The sequence below is a fragment of the Niveispirillum irakense DSM 11586 genome, from assembly GCF_000429645.1.
Taxonomy (GTDB): domain Bacteria; phylum Pseudomonadota; class Alphaproteobacteria; order Azospirillales; family Azospirillaceae; genus Niveispirillum; species Niveispirillum irakense.
Genome location: NZ_AUCG01000022.1, coordinates 40042 through 60450, shown reverse-complemented (window position 1 = coordinate 60450; position 20409 = coordinate 40042). Strand labels below are relative to the sequence as shown.

Here is a 20409-nt window from a genome sequence, read left to right as displayed (position 1 = left end):
CAACAGGCCGCGCCTTTTCACAGGACCGCTAGGGCCCGTTAGAGCTTGTAATTCACAGATGTGCTGGGCGCTGTCTTGCGGGCATAGGCGGCGGGCATCACTGTACCGCCGCGTCTTGTATAAGCTCCATCCTCGGCCCTGGCCCGGTTCACCGCCCCGACCATGGTGTTGACCATGGATTGGGTAACCTGGGTCGCAGCGCGGACCAGCCGGGCATGGACAAGGGTGGCGTCGACAAAAGCATCTGACCGTTCACGCAGGCGCTGTCGCCCTGCCTCATCCAGCGCCGTCAGGGCGGTGGGGTCGGCGCGTATCGATCTTACACAATCCTCGTAAGTGCGCACGAGAAGGGGCTTCTGTTCCGCCACATGTCCCAAGGCCGGGATGTTATGGTCCAGGATCGCCTTGTTCTCCACCTCATAGAGACTGGTCAGGCGTTCCATGGCTTCGATCAGCGCATCCGTCCGGTTTTCTGCTGTCATGCCCCCTCCTTTTTCTGCGCATCTTCCTGCATACGCAGCATCTCGCGCTTGATTTCGTCGGCAATGCCCAGCCCGCCCGCACGGGCGACCTGCTTGCCATATTCTTCGACCATCATCCCACGCCAAGTATCTTCCGCCTGGCCACCGCCAAACGTGCTGTCCGTCTCCACGCCCTGCCACATATGGGACAGCATCTGGGAGATGAAGACAGCCTCGAAATCCTGGGCGGATTTGTCCAACTGGTGGGGGTCAACATTGCCCCCGCTGGCATTGCGGCGGGGGAAGCCACCGGCCTGGGCCAGGGCCTGGGTGTCAAAGCCGGGAGGGGGCAGCTTGAAATCGCTCATCACATCACCTCGATCTCGGCTTGCAGGGCGCCTGCGGCCTTGATGGATTGCAGGATGGAGATCATATCACGCGGCCCGATACCCAGGGCATTCAGGTTATGCACCAGTTCCTGAAGGGACACGCCGGAGGGCATGACGGCCAGCTTACGATCAGCCCCTTCATCAACCTGGATGTCGGTACGCGGCACTACAGCAGTCTGTCCACCCTGGCTCAGCGGGCCGGGCTGGGAAACTTGCGGGGTTTCAGTGATGCGGATGGTCAGGTTGCCCTGGGCAATGGCGACGGTGCTGATCCGCACATTCTCACCCATCACAATGACGCCGGACGCCTCGTCGATCACCACGCGCGCCGGCTGGTCGGGCACGACGGGAAGCTGCTCCACGTCCCGGATGAAACTGACCAGATCGGCCTTGCGAGCGGCGGGAACATCAATCATCACCGCTGCCGGATCGATGGCACGGGCGGCACGGGCACCGAATTGCTTGTTGATGGCTTCCGCCATACGCATGGCCGTTGTGAAGTCCGGGTTGCGCAGGGCAAGCCGCAGATAGGGCATGTCGGCCAGCCGGAAATCTATTTCCCGTTCAACGATGGCCCCACCGGCGATACGGCCATTGGTGGGAACACCCCGCGTGACAGAGGCCGCCGCACCCTGAGCAGAGAAGCCACCGACCGCAACCGCACCCTGGGCAACGGCATAAACCTCCCCGTCCGCACCCAGCAGCGGTGTCACCAGCAAGGTGCCGCCCAACAGGTTCTTGGCGTCGGCCATGGCGGCGACGCTCACATCAATCCGGGTGCCCTGGGCGCTGAACGGCGGAAGGGTGGCCGTGACCATGACAGCCGCCACATTCTTGGTACGAAGGGTCTGCCCACGGATATTGACGCCCAGCCGCTCCAGCATGCCGATCAGGCTCTGTTCGGTGAAAGGCGAATTGTTGATCGTATCGCCCGTGCCGTTCAAGCCGACCACAAGACCGTAGCCGATCAGCATATTGTCTCGCACCCCTTCGACATCGGCGATGTCCTTGATCCGGCTTTGGGCCTGGGCGGCCTGTGGTGCCAGCATCAGCAAAGCGGCCAGCAGCAGCGCCAGAAGGCGGACGGAACGGATAAGGCGGGGGGCGGGAGTCGTCACCATGGCGGTCGATCCGATTCTACAACAAGTCTTCCGGTTCAACGGGCATTTTGCGCCCTTTATGCGGAATTATGGTATGCGAGTTTCATGCCAATGGCGCTTTTCCGCCAGTTGGCCTGGCAGGGCAGGGCAGGGAACGCCGCCTTTTACCCGGTGCGAGCGGATAGGGGCAAAAATTGCCCTAGGTATCGGGCTCTGGCGGATGGTACCAATGATGGCAGCATGTCAGCCTTTCCTTATCGGTTGGAAAGGCATGTTTTCCGTGATGGGATTGTTGCCACGGCCATGAAGATTGAGGGTCCAGGTTCCACCCGCCCCGGACAGGTACGCAAGACGACGCAGCGTAGCGGCAGCGGCGAATTCATGCGCCACCTGCAGGATGGTGAGGAAGAGGGCGGCGCCCGTGTCTCCGGCTCCCAGACGGCCGGCGGGATCAACCCGTTATTCGCCTTGCAGGAGGTGGATGATGCACTTTCCGGCAAGCGCCGTCGTGCCACGGCCCGGGCGGAAGATATCCTGGACCGGCTCGAGGAATTGCGCCTCGGCCTGCTGACCGGCAGCTTCCCTGTGGAAAAGCTGCATGAACTCGTGCGCACCATCCAGGCACGGCGGGAAAATGTCGAAGATCCCCGCCTTCAGGAATTGCTGGATGAAATCGACCTGCGGGCGCAGGTGGAAATCGCGAAGCTCACGCCGGGCCCCTGACCGGTCCCCAGAACAAAATCATGCAGCGGTGCGGGATGTTTCTACCGCGCCTTTGCGGCCATTCGTCTTAGCCGTGCGGCCATCGGACATAAGCCCTTGTTTTTTGGACCCTGAGAGAATTTAAAAGCTGTGCGCAGGAATGTTGCGGGCGCCTTTGCGTCTCCATATACTCCGCCGCGTTTCGAGGCCCAGGATCGGACCGCTGAAGATGTCGTCATCATCGTTGCCTCTGCTGCCCACCGGTTATCGTCCTTCGGAAGACGAAGAATATATGAACCCGGTGATGAAGCAGTATTTCCGCCAGAAACTGTTGCAGTGGCGTGCTGAGCTGCTTCGGGAATCCACCGAGACTTTGCAAAGCCTCCATGATGATGGCGGCCTGCAAGAGCCTGATATCGCTGACCGTGCCACATTGGAAACGGACCGCGCGCTGGAACTGCGTACCCGTGACCGGGAACGTAAGCTGATCTCCAAGATCGACAGCGCCCTGGAACGCATTGCCAATGATGAATATGGCTATTGCGAGGAAACCGGGGAGCCTATCGGCGTCCGCCGGCTGGAGGCCCGCCCCATCGCGACGCTGAGCCTGGAAGCCCAGGAACGGCACGAGCGGATGGAGCGCACCCATCGCGACGATTGATACGGCGTTCAATGTCCGGTGATCGGTTAAGGTCACCGGACGGAGTTGAGACGCATGCCTGACGGTTAAGTCAGGAAAAGCCCTGGATATTGGCCTCCTGGCCATTATCCAGGGCTTTTTCTTTTCCAACAGCGCCATCCGAAGCGACAGGTGATACACGTGTCCGTAAATTCTGACCTGCCAGCATTTACTGACTTCGGCGTGATGGGCCGCCGCCGCGCCGACCGGCGCGGATACCGAGCCCAAGATTTCTCGACCTTGGTATGATTCCGTTGAAATTTGGTGATCTGAAAAGCCTGCGCCCTTATGCATTTTGTCGTCGGAATGGACAACGCTATTCTTGATTGTTTAAAAATCACCTCTTTAAAACTCTTACGTTTAAAGCTACTCTCTTTGCTGCCCGCATGCTTTGGCGCGTGGGTCAGCAAAATGGTGTCGGATGAAAGTCAGGCTGTTGACGATAGTCGCGCTTCTGGCATCCCTGACGGCTGCCTTCGCGACGGTGCAAGTGGAAGGGCAACCTGTCCGCGGTCCTGACCGTATTTTGAATATTGGTATGGGGGCGGAGCTTGATACCCTTGATCCCCATCGCAGTACCCGCCTATCCGCCTCCTGGATTCTGCTTAATATCTGCGAAGGGCTGACCGCCTATGGGCCTGACGGGGTGGCTGGACCAGGGGTGGCAGAGCGCTGGACGGTCACCGATGACGGACTGTTCTGGACATTCCATCTGCGGCCTGATGCCCGCTGGGCTGATGGCACATCGGTAGCTGCATCTGATTTTGTTGAAAGCTGGCGCCGTCTGGTTGATCCCGCAACCGCTGCCAGCTTTGCCAACCTGCTGTCGGCGGTGGAGAACGTGCCTGCCATCCTTCGGGGAGAGATGGGCACACAGGCCCTTGGGGTGCAGGCGGCGGATGCCCGGACCCTGCATGTCCGGCTATGGCGGCCCGCACCGGACCTTCCGGACCTACTGGCGCTGCCCTTCGCCTTGCCGCTGCATCCGGCGGCCAGGGTCCATTTTCCCCGCGCCGGTGCCCTTATCTGCAACGGCCCTTACCGGCTGGCCGAACATCGTCTGCAGGAAGCTTATTTCCTGGAGCCAAATGACCATCATCCAGTTGCCCGCACTTTGGGCATCTCCCACATCCACCTGCATGTGACGGAGGATGCGGACGCTGAACTGAAGCGGTTCCGCGCTGGTGATCTTGATGTCACCTATACGCTTCCTGCGTCGCAGCTCGCCTTTGCCGCCCGGGAAATGCCAGAGAGCCTTCGTATCGATCCGGCTGCAGGGCTCAGCTATATCCAGATCAATATGGCGGCGGGTCCGCTGGCCGGACGCGGCGATCTGCGACGGGCACTGGCTTTGGCGCTTGACCGGTCGGCGATTGCCGGGCTGCTGGGCAATGTTCCACGCCCGGCCTTGTCCCTGATCCCGATCGGCCTTGCCGGTTATACGCCGCCGGTCCTACCTGATCCCCCGCAGCAGCAGCGCGATGCGGAGGCCCAGGCCCTGATGGCCGCTGCCGGGTATGGTCCGCAGACCCCCCTGCGGCTGACCATCCTGCACACGCGCAATGAAACGACGCGCCATGCCGTCATTGCAGCTTCCGCGATGTGGAAGAAAAAGCTGGGGGTTGAAACCACCATCGAGGTGCAGGAGGCCCGCGTCCTGGCCGACCGGGTCCGGACCGGTGCCTTCGGCGATATGGTGGTGCGGTCATGGGTGTCCCCGACGCTCATGTATGCGGCGGAGATCCTTCGTCCCGGTGGGGCCGGTGGCCTGCGGTACGATGATCCGGAACTGGTTGCCTTGGTCACAGCGCTGGATGGCGCCGTGACCGTGGAAGCACAGCAGGTCGCCCTGTCAAAATTGGACACCTATTTATGCAACCAAGGCGCGCTGATCCCTATTTTGTTTGGTGCCACGATGCGTCTTGTGAGTCCGAGCGTTTCCGGCTGGAACGGAAACATCCGTGACACTCACATATTCAAATATATTAAATGGCGATGATATTATTCTAGTATATTTCTCCATGAGTGATTTTTTTGATTCCATATAAATTATGAAAATTTATGTAGTTGAGTTAACTTTTCGTGAATCCCGTTGCGAGTGTGTCTCTGTTCGGTTATTTTGGGTTGCGTTTGGTCCACAGATCTTCAAACAAGAGGTGAAACATGTTGTACGATGCCATTCTGGCGGCGCTGGGGCGTGCGATTAAGGATCCCTCCTACCGGGCAAAATTGCTCGCAGACCCGAGCGCCACCCTGAAGGCGGATGGGACTGACATCGGCAATGCCGTTGTCAGCCTGGAGTGGGTTGAGTCGACCAACTGCCTGAACGTGCATGTTGCCAATGCCGGTGCAGACTGGAGCGGCGCCATCCTTCTCAAGCTTGAGAAGTAAGCCTCTGCGGAAGGGCGCACGGCGGTGTCGTGCGCCCTTCCGCGGTTGGTTCAGAATCATGGGTCCAATATTCAACGGACGAATAATCGATGTGGACGTTTCCGGCGCCGCTCTGTGTCTTTGTGCGGGCCACCATACGGCGTGAGAAATATTCAGACTTCAAGGATCTGGCGCGTCAGGTCGCTTTTGCTTACCAGCAACATCCGTCGCGGATGGAATGGAGCGCCTATGCCACGGTCGCCGGCCCGTCCTTGGGTGTCTATATCATCATTCCGCTCGACCGGCTGGGCGCCATGGACCAGATGCTGTCGCTCGACCGCGTCATGACGGATGTCTATGGCAGCGATGGGGTGGTGAAGCTCCGGGATTTCCAGGGCTGTGTCCTGGATATGAATACATCCGTCCTGAACCGGATCGATCTTGGCCTGTCGATGCCGCCCTCGCGTGAGCAGCCGGCCGAGTATCTCTATTATGTCGATCTCAAGGTCGCGCCCAGCGGGGCGGGGCAGTTTTTAAACGGTGTGCGCCGTGTCGCTGCTGTGATGCCAGGCGGCCCTTTCACCCTTTACGGCACCTTTGCGGGTGCCACCCGTGTGCATGGGTTCGCCATGGGCGACCAGATTGCCGATCTGGAACTGGTGGGCAATCTGCAAAGCCGTATCGTCTCTGGCTATGGCGCGGAGGAGGGGGAACAGATTTGGGCCGGCATCCATGATGCGCTGCTGGAGACGGAAACATCCATCCTGCGCCATATCGGACACCAGAAGCCTTGATCGCTGACGGGGCGCCGATGGACGGACCGACGCATCATCCCCAGGAACCGATCGCCATTATCGGGATAGGGTGCGTCTTCCCGGGGGCTGTGGGGCCGGATGCGTTCTGGTCGCTGTTATGCGCGGGTGAATTTGCGCTGCGCGATGTGCCGCCCGACCGTTGGGACGGTGCCGCCTTGCATGACCCTGATCCCGCCGCCGCCGGTCGCATAATCACCCGCCATGCCGGTTTCATCGATGGGGCGGACCTGTTTGATCCCGCCTTTTTTGGCCTGTCCGCGCGGGAGGCACGCGGCATGGACCCGCGCCAGCGTCTGGCGCTGAAGGTTGCATGGTGGGCGCTGGAGGATGCCGGCATCCCTGGTTGGGAGTTGAAGGGCCAGCCGGTCGGCGTTTACATGGGCGCCAGCAACGGCGAGTTTGGCGGCGCCCATGCCGATCTTTCTGCCATAGGCCCTGCAACCGCGACCGGCCATTCCACGGCCGTCCTGGCCAACCGCATTTCCTATCTGCTGGGTTTCACCGGCCCCAGTCTGGTGGTGGATACGGCCTGTTCGTCTGCGCTGATCGCGGTGCATCTGGCCTGTGCCGCGCTGCGGGCGGGGGAATGTGGGCTGGCGCTGGCCGGCGGCGTCTCGCTGATGCTGCGGCCCGACCCGTCGGTCGCCTTTTCCCGCGCGCGGATGCTGGCGGCAGATGGGCGCTGCAAGACCTTCTCCGCCGCTGCCGACGGGTATGGGCGGGGGGAAGGGGCTGGAACCGTGGTGCTGAAGCGCCTGTCGGATGCACAGCGCGACGGCGACCGGGTGCTGGCAGTGATCCTGGGGTCCGCGCTTAACCATAATGGCCAGTCCAACGGCATCACCGCACCCAGCACCCCGGCGCAGGAAGCCCTGATCGGGCAGGCGCTGGCGACAGCCGGGATAAAGCCCGCCACCGTCGATTATGTGGAGGCCCACGGCACCGGCACTCTGCTGGGTGATCCGATCGAGGCCAAGGCCATCGGCCGGGCGTTGGGGCAGGCACCGGGCCGCACCGGGCCGCTGCCGGTTGGATCGGTCAAGACCAATATCGGCCATCTGGAAGCAGCGGCCGGCATTGCCGGGCTGATCAAGCTGGCCCTGGTGCTGCACCATCGGCAGGTGCCGGCCAGCCTGGGTTTTGCGGCACCCAACCCGCATATTGATTTCGCTGGCCTGAACCTTACCGTTCCCACCGCGCCCCAAAGCCTGCCCGACCAGGGGCGGCCAGCGGTGGGGGCCGTCAGTTCCTTTGGCTTTGGCGGCGCCAATTGCCATCTGATCGCGGCCAGCCCCCCGGCTAGTCATATGATCCCGGCACCCGCCTGGCCGCAATTGCTGGTCCTGTCAGCCGCTGGGCCGGACGCGCTTATGCATCTGGCGGCTGCCACGGCGGCACAGGTGCGCCGGCAACCGGATGCCGGCGCTACGCTGGCGCGGGCCAGCCACCGGTCGCGTAGCCCCCTGCGTCATCGGCTTTCCATCGCCGCTACTGATGCAGAGCATATGGCGTCAGCACTGGAACGGGTGGCCCAAGGGGAACGCCCGCCAGAGGTGGCGTTAGGCCAAGCCCCCCGCCGCCGGCCGATGACGGCCTTCCTTTTTTCCGGCCAGGGGGCGCAGTTTGCCGGCATGGCGCGCGGGCTGGTGCAGATGTCCCCCGCCATCCGCGAGACGCTGACAAGGGCGGCGCAGGTCACCGGCCTGCCGCTGCTGGACCTGCTGACCACGGGGGCGGAGATTGACCGGACGGAGCTGACCCAGCCGCTGATGCTGGCGCTGCAGGTCGGTTTGGCCCGCCATTGGGCGGCATGGGGGATCACGCCTGACATTGTGATCGGCCATAGTCTGGGTGATTACGCGGCCGCCGTGGTGGCCGGTGCGCTGCCGTTTGAGCGGGCGATGGAGCTGGTGGCTGCGCGCGGCCGGCTGATGGCGGAACGTGCCGTGCCTGGCGGCATGGCGGCGGTGACCGGCCTGCCGGCGGCGGTGCCCCCCCTGCTTAGCCCCGATATCGTCATCGCGGTGGAAAATGGTCCTGGCAGCCTGACCATTGCCGGCGCCGCCGACGCGCTGGAGGAGACGCTGCGGCGCCTTGCCGATGCCGGGATCACCGCACGAAGGCTGCCTGTCTCCGCCGCTTTCCATTCCCCGGCCATGGACCCGGTTCTGGACCCGTTCCGCGATGTGCTTGCCAGCTTCCATTTCGACCCGCTGCGCCTGCCCCTGCTGTGTAACCGCACCGGCACCATCCTGCCCGTGGGCACGGTGCTGACGGGGGAAAGTTGGGTGCGCCATCTGCGCGATCCCGTCCGGTTTGGCGATGGGGTGGCCGCCCTGGCGGCTGCGGGCGTGAAGCTGGGATTGGAGATCGGGCCGGCGGCGGTTTTGTCCCGGCTGGTGCCCCTGACCGTCCCCGATCTGCCGGTTGTACCCAGCCTGATACGGGGGCGCGAGGATGCGCAGGCCCTGCTTTCGGCCCTGGGTGCGGTCTGGACCGCCGGGCTGGTGCCGGACTGGAACGGGGTGGACGGGCCGGGAAACAGCCGGTCGCCCCTGCCGCTCTACCCGTTTGAGGAAACATCCTTCCCCCTGCTGGCCGATGGCACGGTGACAGTCGGCACCGTCCCCGCCCCTGTCCCCCCGCCAGCCGCGTCAACGGCGATCCCTGCCGCTGCAAGCGTGGCGCCGGCGGTGCGGGAGGGGGCGGATATTTCGCATCGGTTGCGCACCATCGTCGCGGATATCCTGGAAACGACGGCCCCGCGCGTGGACCCGGCCACCCCCTTCCTGGAAATGGGCGCCGATAGCCTGGTCCTGGTGACCGCCGCGCAGCGGATCGAAGCGGCCTTCGGGGTGAAGATCCCGATCCGCGCCTTTTTTGAGGAACTGTCCACCCTGGATGCCCTGGCCGGATATCTGGCCAGCCGATGCGCCCCGCAGGCGGCCCCGCCCACACCGGCCCCGCCCATGCTGGCGCCGGCCGTTCCTCTGCGCCCCCTGCCGGTCCCCCGTGCGGTGGTCGACGATCCCGCCGGCCCGCGCCAGCGCCAGCATATCGCGGCCCTGGTCGCGGCCTATACGCGCCGTACCGCCGGGTCCCGGGCGCTGGCCGACCGTTATCGCACTGTTCTGGCCGATAGCCGGGCCAGTGCCGGCTTCCGCCCCTCGATCAAGGAGATGCTGTATCCCATTGCCTGCCGGTCAGCCGCCGGCACGCGGATGGAGGATGTGGACGGTAACGACTATCTCGATATTTCCATGGGGTTCGGCGTCCATCTGTTCGGGCATATGCCCGACTTTCTGAATATGGCCCTGCAGGAGAGCCTGTCGCGGGGCCTGCGCCTGGGGCCGCAATCCGACAGGGCGGGGGAGGCGGCGGAGCGGATCGCCCGCCTGTCCGGCCAGGACCGGGTAGCGTTCCTCAATTCCGGGACAGAAGCCGTTATGGTGGCGCTGCGTCTGGCCCGCACCGTCACCGGCCGGACCAAGGTGGTGATCTTCCGCGGCGCCTATCACGGCCATTTCGACGGTATCCTGGCCGAAGCAGCAGCGGACGGGAATGTTGAGGCCGGCGCCGTGCCGCTGGTTGCCGGCGTGGCGCCGGGGGCCGTTGCTGATACGCTGGTGCTTGATTATGGCACGGCGGACAGTCTGGCGGCACTCGCCCCCCTGCTGGGGCAAGTCGCCGCCGTGCTGGTGGAACCGGTGCAGAGCCGGCGGCCCGATCTACAGCCGGATGATTTTTTGCGCCGCCTGCGGGGATTGACCCAGGCGGCGGGCACGTTGCTGGTATTTGATGAACTGATCACCGGCTTCCGCATCGCCGCAGGTGGGGCACAGGCCTATTTCGGCGTGCGGGCGGATCTGGTTGCCTATGGCAAAATCCTGGGGGGCGGCTTGCCCATCGGGGCGCTGGCCGGCCGGGCCGATGTGATGGCGGCGGTGGATGGCGGCGTCTGGCACTATGGCGATGACAGCGCGCCCACGGCCCAGACCACGCTGTTCGCCGGCACCTTCAACAAGAACCCGCTGACCATTGAGGCCTGTCTGGCCGTGTTGGCGGAGATTGAGCGGCGGGGTGATGCGCTTTACACCGACCTGAACGCGCGCGCCGCCCGTCTGCAGGACCGGCTGGACGCAGTGCTGGCCGGAACACCCATCCGGGTTGCGCGGTTCGGCTCCGTCTTCCGCTTCGTCTTCACCCGCAATCTGGACCTGTTCTTCTACCATCTGCTGCTGCGCGGCATCTATGTGTGGGAGGGGCGGACCTGTTTCCTGTCCAGTGCCCATACAGACGCCGATTGCGACCGGCTGGTCGATGCCGTGGCGCAGACGGTGGCGGCCCTGCGCGAGGGCGGCATCCTGGATGCGGCGCCTGCCGAACCGGCGCCCAAAGATAGCCTGCCCATGACCCTGGCGCAGCGTCAGTTGCTGACGCTGGCGACACTGGACCCGGCCGGTGCCGTTGCTTATACCCTTCCGCTGCTGCTGGACCTGACCGGCCCCCTGGACGGCGAAAGGCTGGCGGCTTCCGTGGCGACGGTGGCCGCCCGGCATGACGGGCTGTGGGCCGTGCCCGACCCCCTGGCCGGCACCCTGTCTCCCGCCCCGGCCGGCCTTTTGCCGCTGGAGCAGGCAACCATCGCGGCGGACGGTTTGGCCCCGGCGGTGGCAGAACGGCTGGCCGTGCCCTTTGATCCCGCCCGCCCGCCGCTGCTGCGCGCCACCTTGTTCCATCTGGGGGGTGAGGACCGGGTTTTGCTGCTGCTGGGCCATCATGCGGCATTGGACGGGCTGTCGCTCCAGATTCTGGCGGGGGAGATCGCGGCAGCCTATGCCGGGCAGCCCTTGCCACCCGCCCCATCGCTGCGCACCCTTCTGGACGGGCACCGGGCCGCCCTGGCGGAGGGGCGCTGGAAGAACGCGCGTGACCGGTGGATGCAGGATTTGCGCGATGCGCCGGCCGGGCTGGACCTGGATATCGCCGCCCCACGCCCGCCGGTGCGCGGCTTTACCGGCGGGCGGCTGGTCTGCCCGGTAGGGGAAGGGGTGACATCAGGGCTGCATCGCCGCGCCCTGGCCGGGCGGGGGTCGCTATTGTCGGTGCTGCTGGCCGGTTTCGTCTGGCTGCTGCACCGCCATGGCGCTGCCGATATGGTGATCGGTGTGCCTTATACCGGGCGTGCAGTCGCGGGGCCGGGGATGGGACAGGTGGTGGGCTATTGCACCCATCTGCTGCCGCTGCGCTTGCGCCCCGACGCGACCAAGGGGACCGATGCCCTGCTGGACAGGGTGCGCGGCACCCTGCTGGACGCGCTGGACCATGCCGATTATCCGTTTGCCCATCTGCTGGATGATCTGGCCGTGCGGCGCGATCCGGCCCGGCCGCCTTTGGTGCCCGTCACTTTCAACCTGGATCGGGTGCCGCCTGAACTGCCATTTGGCACGGGGGTGACGGCCCGGCTGCGCCCGCCCACCGCCGGTCCCGATGCCGGCAGCGGTCGTTTTGACCTTGCCTGCAATGTGGTGGACCGTGGCGGCAGCCTGACGGTGGAGCTTGATTACGATGCCGCCCTGTTTGGCGGGGGTCGGGCCGAACGATTGATGGCTGATTATCTGGACCTGCTGTCGCTGCTGGCAGCGGGCGGCGACCTGTCCCTGCGCCATGGGCAGGGCGATGCCGCCGCCCGCTGGGCCCTGGACGGGACCGGGGGACGGCGGGCGCTGCCACTGGTGGCGCGCTGGCAGGCCCATCTGCGGGCTGATCCTGTCGGCCCCGCCGTCATTCTGGATGGGCAGCAGCGGTTGGACCGGGCAATGCTGGACCGCTGGTCCGATGCCATAGCCGCCCTTATCCTGGCAGCCGAGGTGCCCCCCGGCCCGGTGGGCCTGCTGCTGCCCCGGACAGAGTTGCTGGCCCCCGTGCTGCTGGGCTGCTGGAAAGCCGGGCGCGCCTGGATGATGGTGGAGCCGGGCACGCCCCCGGCCCGGGCGGCCCTGCTGCTGCGCCATGCCGGCTGCACCCTGGCGCTTGCGGCTGAGGGGCAGGGGACGGCGGCGGATGCCTGCCCCATCCTTCCCGTGCCACCCTGTCCACCAGCAGAAGGCGGGCAGGCCCTAGGTGTGGACTGGGCTGTTCCGGCACCCGATGCCATTGCCTATATCCTGTTCACCTCCGGCTCCACCGGCCAGCCCAAGCCAGTGGCGGTGCCGCACCGGGCGGTGGAATGGTATCTGGAAGGATTGCTGGCCCGCACGGCCCTGCCTGCCGGCCTGTCCTATGGGTTGGTCTCCGCCCTGGCGGCCGATCTTGGGCTGACGGCCACGCTGCCGGCCCTGTTCCATGGCGGCAGCCTGTGCATCCTGTCGGAAGCGGCAGCCCGCGACCCCGGCCTGATGCTGGAAGCGTTGCGGCGCTGGCCGGTCGATCTGTTGAAGATCGTGCCATCGCATCTGGACGCACTGCTATCCGGTGAGGCCGACCCGGCCTTGCTGCCGCGCCGCCTGCTGGTGCTGGGTGGGGAACGGGCAAGCCCGGCCTTATTGCGGCGGCTGGACGGGATGATGCCGGCCAGCCTGCGGGTCATGAACCATTATGGCCCGACGGAAACAACCATCGGCGTGGCCATGGGCGATTGGCAGCGGGGGGCGGATCACCTGACCCTGGATGCCCCCTTGCCCGGTGCGCGGCTGGCATTGCTGGGGGAAGAGGGGGAACCCGTGCCCCCCGGCACGACAGGGCGGCTTTATATTGGCGGCGCCCAGCTTGCCCTTGGCTATATCGGGCTTGCGGCGGAAACGGGGGCCCGGTTCCAGCCCGTTGCCCAGAGCGGTATTGACGGTCCGCTTTATGATACGGGCGATCTGGCGCGGCTGGATGCGCAGGGGCGGCTGGAGATCGTGGGGCGCGGTGACGATCAGGTCAAAATCCGGGGCCACCGTGTGGAGCCGGGGGAGGTGGCGGCCAGCCTGCGCACCCTGCAAGGTGTCGGTGCGGCGGCTGTGGTGGCGGTGCCACACCCAACCCTGGGGCCAGTCCTGGTGGCCCATGTCGTGCCAGCGGCACCGGAAAGGGTGATCGACCCCGATAGCCTGCTGGCGGCCCTGCGCGGGCGGCTGCCTGAGCCTATGCTGCCAGCGCGGATCATGATCTGCCAAGCCCTGCCGCTGACAGCCAATGGCAAGCTGGACCGGGCAGCATTGCCGGTGCCCGATTGGGCGGCCCCGACATGGGGGCAAACGGACGCCGATCCGGCCGCCACGGACATGGAGAACCGGCTGCTGTGCGTCTGGCGGGCCTTGTTCGCGCGGCCCGGCATCGGCCGGCATGATGATTTCTTCGCCCTGGGCGGGGACAGTATCCTGGGCATCCGGATGGTGGCCCGGCTGCATCAGGATGGGTTGCTGCTGAAAGCCGCCGATCTGTATCGCCACCCGACGGTGGCCGCCCTGGCCCCCCTGATCCGCCCCGCCGGGCTGGAGGCCGAACAAGGGCTGTTGACCGGCCCCGTCCCCCTGCTGCCCAGCCAGCAGCGCTGGCTTTCGCTGGGGGGGGCTTTGCGCCCGCATGCCAACCTGTCGCTGTTGCTGGACCTGGCGGCAGATATCACGCCTGACCGGGTGCTGGCGGCCTTTGACCGGCTGATCGCCCATCATGACGGGTTGCGCCTGCGGGCACGCGTTGATGGGGCTGAAGGGGCCGGTATCGTCCAGTTTTACGCGCCCCCGGCACCGCCGCCCTTGCACCCCATTCCCGACGGTCCCGACCGTAGTGCATCCCTGGACCGGCTGCAGGCCCTGGCCGATCCGACTGAAACCCCGCTGGTGCTGGGCTGGCTGGAGGGCGGGCGGGGCCAATTGCTGATCGTGCTGCATCACTGGCTGGTTGATGCCGTGTCCTGCGCCCTGCTGCTGGAGGATCTGGCCCGGCTGCTGCGCGACCCGGCCGCATCCCTGGGCGCCAAAACCCTGTCCCTGCGCCAATGGGGGCAGGGGCTGGCGGCTTATGCCGATACCGCCCCGGTGCGCGACCAGATGGATTACTGGGCCTTATGTACCGACCTGCCGCCGCCAGCCCTGCCGGAACGGCCAGGAACGGCATCGGACGGGCAGGGGATGGAGCGTGTGACCGGCACCGCCCTGACAATGGCCCAGACGAGCGATGTCCTGTCTGGCCCCGCCATCCAGGCCGGGCTGGAGATGGAGGATCTGCTGCTGGCCGCCCTGACCCTGGCGATGGGCCGGCTGACGGGGGAAGCGCTGCTGTTTGTGGAACTGGAAGGCCATGGCCGCACCCCGCCCGATGGCATGCCGGACCCGGCGCGCACGGTGGGCTGGTTCACCGCCCGCCACCCCGCCTGGTTTGACCTGACCGGGGTTGAGGAGGGGGAGGCGGCAATGGCGGTGCGCGACCAGCGCCTGTCGATCCCCAACCGGGGACAGGATTACGGGTTGCTGCGCTGGCTGGGGCCGGCACCCCTGCGCCAGACCCTGGCGGCAGGGCATCACCCGGCTGTTGGCCTGAACTGGCTGGGGCGGATGCCGGCGGTGACCGATGCGCCCTTCACCCTGGTATCATGGCGGCCCGGCTGCCCCCTGCGCGGGGCGGAACGGGCGGCCGACCTGCCCCGGCCCCACGCCCTGGCGGTGGAAGTGATGCTGGTGGAAGGTCGGCTGCGGCTGGACCTGTTCCATGACAGTGCCCGGTTTGATCCGGCGGTGATGGAAAAGCTGGTGGCCGACATGGCGGCAACGCTGCTGCGGCTGGCCAGTCTGGCCCCGGCTGCCATGGCCCCGACACAAACCGCTCCACCGCTTTCGGCCCCATCCTCCCCCCTGGCACTGGATGCCGATGATCTGGCAGCCCTGGCTGCCAGCCTGTGAAACCAACGGATCGAAGGATCACCGCCATGGCCCCTTTGCCCCCGACCTTGAAGCTGGCCCGCCGGCAGGCGATCCAGGTGACGGCGGACAGCATGGTCCGGACCCGGCCCCTGTTTGCCGACGGGCCGTTGCCGCTGCTGGTGGAGCCGGCGGTCACCGGCCTGGATGGTGCCGCCTGGATTGAACGGCACCGGGAGATGCTGGCCGGCCTGCTGCCCCGCCATGGCGCCATCCTGTTCCGGGGGTTTGATTTTGGCGATGATGCCGCTTTTCAGCGCGTGGTGGCCGCCACCGGCGTTGTGCTGATGAACTATATTGAAAAGGCCACCCCCCGGCAGGATCTGGGGCAGGGCATCTACACATCCACCTATTTCCCGCCGGAATATGCCATCGCCCTGCATAATGAATTGTCCTATGTGAAGGCGTGGCCGGGGCGCATCTTCTTTGGCTGCATGGTGCCTTCGGCCACGCAGGGGGAAACGCCGCTGGCCGATGTCCGCCGGGTGCTGGCCCGTATTGATCCCACAGTGCGGGAGGAGTTCCGTCGCCGGGGCTGGCAGCTTGTGCGCAGTTTCGGTTCCGGCATGGGGCCAAGCTGGCAGCATGCCTATGCTGTGGAGACGGTGGCCGAGCTGGAGCGCTATCTCTGCGCGATGGAGGTGTCGTGGCAATGGCTGCCCAATGGCTGGCTACGCACCCGTCAGGTGCGGCCCGCCATCCATACCCATCCCGGCACCGGGGATGAGCTATGGTTCAACCATATCGCCTTCTGGCACAGTTCCAGCCTGCATGAACCGGTACGCACCCGGTTTCAGGCAGATTTCGGCACGGAAAACCTGCCCTACAACACCTATTACGGCGATGGCGGCATCATCCCCGATGATGTCGCGGCCCATCTGCGCGATGCCTATGACCAGGAAACCGTGGCCTTTCCCTGGCAGGCGGGGGATTTCCTGATGGCCGACAATATGCTGGTGGCCCATGGCCGCGCGCCCTTCACGGGGGAACGCCGGGTGCTGGCCGCCATGGGCGATGCGGTCAACCTGGATGCAGCGGCGATGGCCGCCTTGAAGGAGCGGCTGGCATGATGGCGGACGCGGTCAACGGCTTTCGCCTGTCCCCCGGACAGCAGCGGCTCTGGTCGCAGATGATGCAGGGCACCGTGCCCCGCGACCTGCGGGTGTGCGCCCGCTTCGCCTGGACAGGCACCCCGCCGGCCCCGGCTGCCATCGCCGCCGCGCTTGACCGGCTGGTCCGGCGATACGAGATTTTGCGCACCCGTTTCCTCAGCCTGCCGGAAATGCGCCTGCCCCTGCAGGCCGCATGCGATCCGCCGCCCTTCGCCCTGGCCCAAGGCCCTGTGCCCGCCGATCCGGATGCCCCCGGCCTTCACGCCTGGATGGAGGGGGAAACGCTTGTCCTCTCCCTCTCCGCCCTATGCGCCGATGGCCCCACGCTGCTGCATCTGGGATCAGCCCTGGCCGGGTTGCTGGCCGGGAATGGGGACGGGGCGGGGGCGGAGGAGGAGCCGCTGCAGTTTTTCGATCTGGCCCAGTGGCAGCATGATTTGCTGGCCGAGGAAGGCGGCGGCGATAGCACTTGGCCGGCGGGCGATCTCTGGGCAGTGGATACGGCACCGCCAACCCTGCCGGCCCTGCGCGCAGCCGCACCCGGTCCCTTCCGACCCACCCGCCAGCCCTGTCCGCTGCCGCCGGGCACGGATGCGCGGCTTCACGCCTGCTGTGCGGCGCTGGGGGTGGAACCGGCGGACCTGTTGACCGGCTTGTGGGCGGCCTTGCTCTGGCGCCTGTCGGGGGGCATGGCGCTTCCCGTCAGTCTGGTGGCCGACGGGCGCCCTTACGACGAGCTTGCTGGCGCGACCGGCCCGCTGGCCAGTGTTGTGCCGCTGGCCCTGTTCGCGATATTGGCGGCCCCCGGCACCCGCTTTTCCGATCTGGTGCGCGCAGTTGCGGCGGCACGCGGCTCTGCGTCGGAGATGTGCCACCATCTGACCCCGCCAGGGGAGGAGCTGTTCGTCCCCTTCCCGGTGGAGGTGCTGACGGCGCCGGACGCGCCCGGTACCCTTCTATACCCGGTGGAGGTGATCGCCGATACAGCCCCCTATCTGCTGAAGCTGACGGCACTGACCGGCCCCGGCACCCTGCTGCGCCTGGATCTGGACCATCATGGTGATGCGGTCCAGGACGGTGCCTTGCCATTTCTGGCCGACCAGGTGGCAACCCTGTTGGCGGCAATGCTGGACCAGCCCGATGCCCTGCTGGGGGAACCGGATATACTGGGGCCTGCGGAACGCCAGCTTGTGACGGTGGGTTTCCAGGGCCGCATGGTGCCCCCTGGCCCGTGGCAGCCGGTGCATCTGGCTGTCGCCGCCCAGGCGCTGGCCCATCCCGACCGGGCTTGTGTGCAGGATGGCACCCTTGTCCTGACCAATGCCGTGCTGGAGGCGCGCGTGCAGGCGCTGGCCCAACGGCTGGCCCAGGCCGGCGTGACGGCGGAATCCGTGGTTGCCCTGCACCTGCCGCGGGGGGCCGACCATGTGGTCGCCATGCTGGCGGTGTTGCGGGCGGGCGGGGCCTATCTGCCCTTGCCGCCGGATTTGCCGGCCGAGCGGCTGCATTTCATCCTGGGCGATAGCGGGGCCGGCACGGTGCTGACCCATGCTGCGCTGGCCGTGAACCTGCCGGATGATCCCGCCCTGGTCACCATCCTGCTGGATACCCCGCCCGGTGCCGCCGCCCCACCGCTGGCCGATGCTTTCCCCGTGCCCGGTCCCGGTCAGGCGGCCTATATCCTGTACACATCCGGTTCCACCGGGCGGCCCAAGGGCGTGGTTGTGACCCATGGGTCGCTGGCCAACCATATGGCCTGGATGGGCCGGGCCTTCCCGCTGACACAAGATGACAGGGTGCTGCAAAAGACCGCGACCGGCTTTGACGCCTCGGTCTGGGAATTTTTCCTGCCATTAATGCAGGGCGCACGGCTGGTCATGGCCCCGACGGGGTTGGAACGGGATATCCCTGCCTTGCTGCGGATGCTGGTGGAAGGCGGGATCACCATCCTGCAGCTTGTGCCCAGCCTGCTGCGGGTACTGGTGGATCAACCGGCCTTTGCCCAGACCCAGACCCTGCGCCTGATCTTTTGCGGCGGGGAGGCGTTGACGCCATCGCTGGCGCGGCGACTGCACGCGGTGCATGGGGCGGGTCTTGTCAATCTTTACGGCCCGACAGAAACCACCATTCAGATCTGTGCCGAACCGGTGGACCCGGCCGACGATCCCGTGTCGATCGGCCGCCCGATCGACAATGTGCGCCTGTATGTGGTCGATGATCACGACCGCCCGGTGCCCGTGGGCATGCGGGGGGAAATCCTGATCGGCGGGGCGGCCCCGGCGCGCGGTTACCTGAACCGGCCCGACCTTACGGCGGAACGTTTCGTGCCCGATCCCGTCGATCCGGCCGCGGGCCGGGTCTATCGCAGCGGCGACCAGGGGGCGTGGCGGTTTGATGGCCGCCTGGATTTCTTTGGCCGCACCGACCATCAGGTGAAGCTGCGCGGATACCGGGTGGAACTGGGGGAGGTGGAGGCAGCGGCGGGCCGGCATGGCGATGTCGCCCATGCCATCGTCTGGGTTGACCGGGATGCCAATGGCATTGACCGGCTTGTCTGCGCCTATGCCTGCCGGCCACAGCGCGCGGTGGAACCGGCGGCCCTGCGCGACTGGCTGTCCGGAACGCTGGCCGACTATATGGTGCCCGGCCTCTGCCACCGGCTGGAGGCGCTGCCGGTCAATGCCAGCGGCAAGATCGACCGCGCCGCCGTGGCCGCCCATGTTGCCAGCATCAGCAGCGCCGAGACGGGCGATGGCCTCGCCCCCCGCGATCCGGTGGAATTGCGGCTGGAACGGGTTTGGGAAACCGTGCTGGATATCCACCCGGTGGGGGTGGACCGCAGCTTCTTCGACCTCGGGGGTCATTCGCTGCTGGCGGTGCGGCTGATGGCAGAGGTGAAGCTGGAATTTGGCTGCGACCTGCCGCTGGTTTCCCTGTTCCAGGCGCCCACCGTGGCAGCCCAGGCCGACCTGATCCGCCGGCAGGTCAGCGCCGATCCGGTGATGGTGCCCATCAACCGGGGGCTGGAAGGGGAAAGGCCGGTCTTTCTGGTGCATCCCACCGGTGGCAGCGTGCTGTGCTACCGCGATCTGGCGCGCCGCCTGGGCACAACCCGGCCTGTCTATGCCCTTCAGGACCCAGGGCTGGAAGGAAGTGCTGATTATACCAGCGTGGAAGAACTGGCCGCCCTTTATATTGCCCGCATCCGGCCCCTGGCGACGGGCGGGCCTTATTATTTGGCCGGCTGGTCTTCCGGCGGGGTGATCGCGTTTGAAATGGCGCGCCAGCTTCTGGCGCGGGGGGAGGAGGTGGGGCTGCTGGCCATGATTGACAGCGTGGCCGCCAGCGGACCCGAGCCTGAACCGCGCCCCGATACCGATCTGATCGGCGCGGTCGCCCGCCTGCTGGCGTTCGAGGCGGGGCTGGATATGCCCGACCTGTCGGGCCTGGATGCTGATGCGGGGATGGGGCGCCTGCACGAACTGGCTGTGACCGCCGGCATCCTGCCGCCGGACGCGCCGGCCACGCGCATCCACCGGCTGTTCGCCGTCTTCCGTCGCAATGCCGATGTGATCCGCCGCTATCGGCCAGGGGCCTATCCGCGCCGCGTGCTGCTGCTGCGGGCCACCACACCCCTGCCCGATGCGGTGCGCGATGCCGCCGCGATGCAGCGCAGCGATGATCCCGACCTGGGCTGGGGTGCCGTGGCGATGGTCAGCCGCCGCGACATCCCCGCCCATCATCTTTCCATTGTGCAGGAACCGGCCGCAGCCCTGGTCGGTGCCGAGATGCGCCACGCCCTGCTGGAGGCCGACCGGCTTCAGCAGATGAGCGAGCGCGTCTTCTTCACCCTGTTGGGACAGTGAGGCCACCGGAAA

The 20409-nt window shown here is 66.2% G+C and carries 11 protein-coding genes; 8 read left to right on the top strand and 3 right to left on the bottom strand.

Features of this window, described 5'->3' with window-relative positions; translation table 11 throughout:
- Positions 1-38: 38 nt before the first annotated feature.
- The 3 genes from G473_RS0110910 to G473_RS0110900 are packed head-to-tail and all read right to left on the bottom strand — an operon-like array spanning position 39 to position 1971.
- On the bottom strand, positions 39-482 hold the full coding sequence (locus G473_RS0110910; RefSeq protein WP_029013125.1) for a flagellar protein FlgN: 444 nt from the start codon (positions 480-482) through the stop codon (positions 39-41).
- Positions 479-829, bottom strand: a complete 351-nt coding sequence (locus G473_RS0110905; protein WP_029013124.1) for a rod-binding protein — start codon at positions 827-829, stop codon at positions 479-481. The genes G473_RS0110910 and G473_RS0110905 overlap by 4 nt, the downstream gene beginning before the upstream one ends.
- Positions 829-1971: a flagellar basal body P-ring protein FlgI gene (locus tag G473_RS0110900; RefSeq protein ID WP_029013123.1), complete on the bottom strand. Its 1143-nt coding sequence runs from the start codon at positions 1969-1971 to the stop codon at positions 829-831. Before G473_RS0110900 ends, G473_RS0110905 begins: the two co-directional genes overlap by 1 nt.
- Before the next feature lie 219 nt (positions 1972-2190).
- On the opposite strand from G473_RS0110900, the gene G473_RS0110895 reads away from it, so the two are divergent.
- The 8 genes from G473_RS0110895 (at position 2191) to G473_RS0110860 (ending at position 20397) form a co-directional block, all read left to right on the top strand.
- The gene (locus G473_RS0110895) at positions 2191-2673 is read left to right on the top strand and encodes a flagellar assembly protein FliX (RefSeq protein WP_245580040.1); all 483 of its coding nucleotides are present in this window, start codon (positions 2191-2193) and stop codon (positions 2671-2673) included.
- A gap of 208 nt (positions 2674-2881) precedes the next feature.
- The gene (gene dksA / locus G473_RS0110890; RefSeq protein WP_029013121.1) at positions 2882-3313 is read left to right on the top strand and encodes an RNA polymerase-binding protein DksA; all 432 of its coding nucleotides are present in this window, start codon (positions 2882-2884) and stop codon (positions 3311-3313) included.
- A 454-nt stretch (positions 3314-3767) separates the two neighbouring features.
- Positions 3768-5330 carry a peptide ABC transporter substrate-binding protein gene (locus G473_RS0110885; protein ID WP_161630971.1) on the top strand — a complete coding sequence of 521 codons (1563 nt, stop codon included), beginning with the start codon at positions 3768-3770 and terminating at the stop codon, positions 5328-5330.
- A 164-nt stretch (positions 5331-5494) separates the two neighbouring features.
- Complete coding sequence (locus tag G473_RS0110880; RefSeq protein WP_029013119.1) at positions 5495-5722, top strand: hypothetical protein; 228 nt, start codon at positions 5495-5497, stop codon at positions 5720-5722.
- A gap of 89 nt (positions 5723-5811) precedes the next feature.
- Positions 5812-6495, top strand: coding sequence for a hypothetical protein (locus tag G473_RS0110875; protein WP_029013118.1), 684 nt, complete (start codon positions 5812-5814; stop codon positions 6493-6495).
- Positions 6496-6512: 17 nt separating this feature from the next.
- The gene (locus G473_RS0110870; protein ID WP_029013117.1) at positions 6513-15401 is read left to right on the top strand and encodes a type I polyketide synthase; all 8889 of its coding nucleotides are present in this window, start codon (positions 6513-6515) and stop codon (positions 15399-15401) included.
- Positions 15402-15427: 26 nt separating this feature from the next.
- Positions 15428-16489, top strand: a complete 1062-nt coding sequence (locus G473_RS0110865) for a TauD/TfdA family dioxygenase (protein ID WP_035706718.1) — start codon at positions 15428-15430, stop codon at positions 16487-16489.
- Complete coding sequence (locus G473_RS0110860) at positions 16486-20397, top strand: non-ribosomal peptide synthetase (RefSeq protein WP_029013115.1); 3912 nt, start codon at positions 16486-16488, stop codon at positions 20395-20397. The genes G473_RS0110865 and G473_RS0110860 overlap by 4 nt, the downstream gene beginning before the upstream one ends.
- The last annotated feature ends 12 nt before the right edge of the window (positions 20398-20409 follow it).